The organism is Bacillus sp. JJ1503 (genome assembly GCF_036965125.1).
Taxonomy (GTDB): domain Bacteria; phylum Bacillota; class Bacilli; order Bacillales; family Cytobacillaceae; genus Cytobacillus.
The window spans coordinates 1-1,394 of record NZ_JBALOZ010000516.1 but is presented as its reverse complement, the minus strand read 5'-3'; the positions used below and the strand labels follow the sequence as shown (position 1 = coordinate 1,394).

Below are 1,394 nucleotides of genomic sequence, written 5' to 3'. Positions count from 1 at the left end.
TTTTTGCATCACTATAATAAACAGTTTGGACTTAATTCTTCTCATAATTGTTTGTAATTTCAACCCATACATTAACACCGCCTGCTGCACCACCATATAGTTCATAATAAGCATTGGCCGTATATTCCCCAGTGGGTGATGTTATAGGACCAGGTCCTTTTTGGGTGAATTCTCTATCAATATCACTAAATGTAAAAAAGTAAACTTTATATATGTAGATTGAAGATGCCATAACAACCCCTGACAACGTTGCAATCAGCAATTGTTTAGGGAAGGCTTTCTTTTTGATGAAAGAAATTATTATGTTAGCACATAAAATCAAAAATAATATAACCGTAATGAAAGAAATTAAGAGACCTAATAAAATTAATATAATAATCCCCCCTTCATAAGCTCAATAACAATCATCTCAAATAATGATAATTTCGCAATACTCATATTCAACAATCTGGCCCGATTGTTGAATAGTGTAGAATTCAAACTAGCTACATTAAAACGCTCTTTTTAGTTTAATTTGGACCCTAATAAATCATCTAAAAAAATAGTATTAATCTCGGTTTCAATAATTTTACTATCTACATATTTAACAGAGTATGCCTTTGCTTTTGGTCTTGAACTAACAGAAATGTTTAGTGTTTCATTAATAAAGTGAAGAGCCACACCGTCATCAACTGCATAACCTTCTTTTATTTTTCCTTCTAATATTAGTTGGTGATATGAGGGCTTCCTTTTATTCTCTCCATCATAATGAGGACAATTACTGCCCTTCAAGTAGCCTAAACAATCTATCTTATATAAAGGTGCATTTAATGGATCAGTTAATCCTTCTTCGAACCAACAAATTGAACCAGCACTTAGTCCAGTAAGTATAACTCCTTTTTCATATGCTTTTTTCAAAGCGTTATCTAATCCCCATTCCTTCCACAAAAGAAGCATATTTCTGGTGTTACCTCCACCGACATATATAACATCTTGCTCAAGAACATATTTTTCTAAGTCTTTAAATTCTGGTTCAAATAAAGATAATTTTCAAAACTTTAATATAGATACCCAATTTTCTTTAAAGGTGTTGTCTGAATAATTGCCCTAAAATGAAAATAAGTGCTGACCCTTGTTACAGGAAAGCGCCCTGTAATGGAATAACTAAAATATGGCCGTTGTACAAAAATAACTTAATTGTTCTTGTACCAACGCCCCCATTAGTTCAACATGAAAATATTAATTTCGTAAAACATATGGGGGTTTTATTTTTTATTTCCACGAGACCAGATCACGATTGGAATGATTACTAAGGACATAATCCCGCCAGTAATTGATAACGTTTCGTATCTTGGACCAGCAACAACCATTCCCGACAAGGCACCACCAGAAGCTCCTGCTATCGCAATACCTTG

At 33.3% G+C, this 1,394-nt stretch carries 1 protein-coding gene and 1 pseudogene; both read right to left on the bottom strand.

All coding sequences use genetic code 11. The annotated features are described in order from the left end of the window. Positions 1-31 precede the first annotated feature (31 nt). Positions 32-232, bottom strand: coding sequence for a hypothetical protein (locus V7149_RS26145; RefSeq protein ID WP_335348470.1), 201 nt, complete (start codon positions 230-232; stop codon positions 32-34). A 272-nt stretch (positions 233-504) separates the two neighbouring features. Then, positions 505-1,014 (bottom strand): annotated as a pseudogene (locus V7149_RS26140) (Type 1 glutamine amidotransferase-like domain-containing protein); the annotation flags it as partial. Between the last annotated feature and the right edge of the window lie 380 nt (positions 1,015-1,394).

What these genes read in the sequence shown, in the direction of transcription:
- V7149_RS26145 (WP_335348470.1), bottom strand. Translation starts at nt 232, where the DNA reads ATGGCATCTTCAATCTACATATATAAAGTTTACTTTTTTACATTTAGT.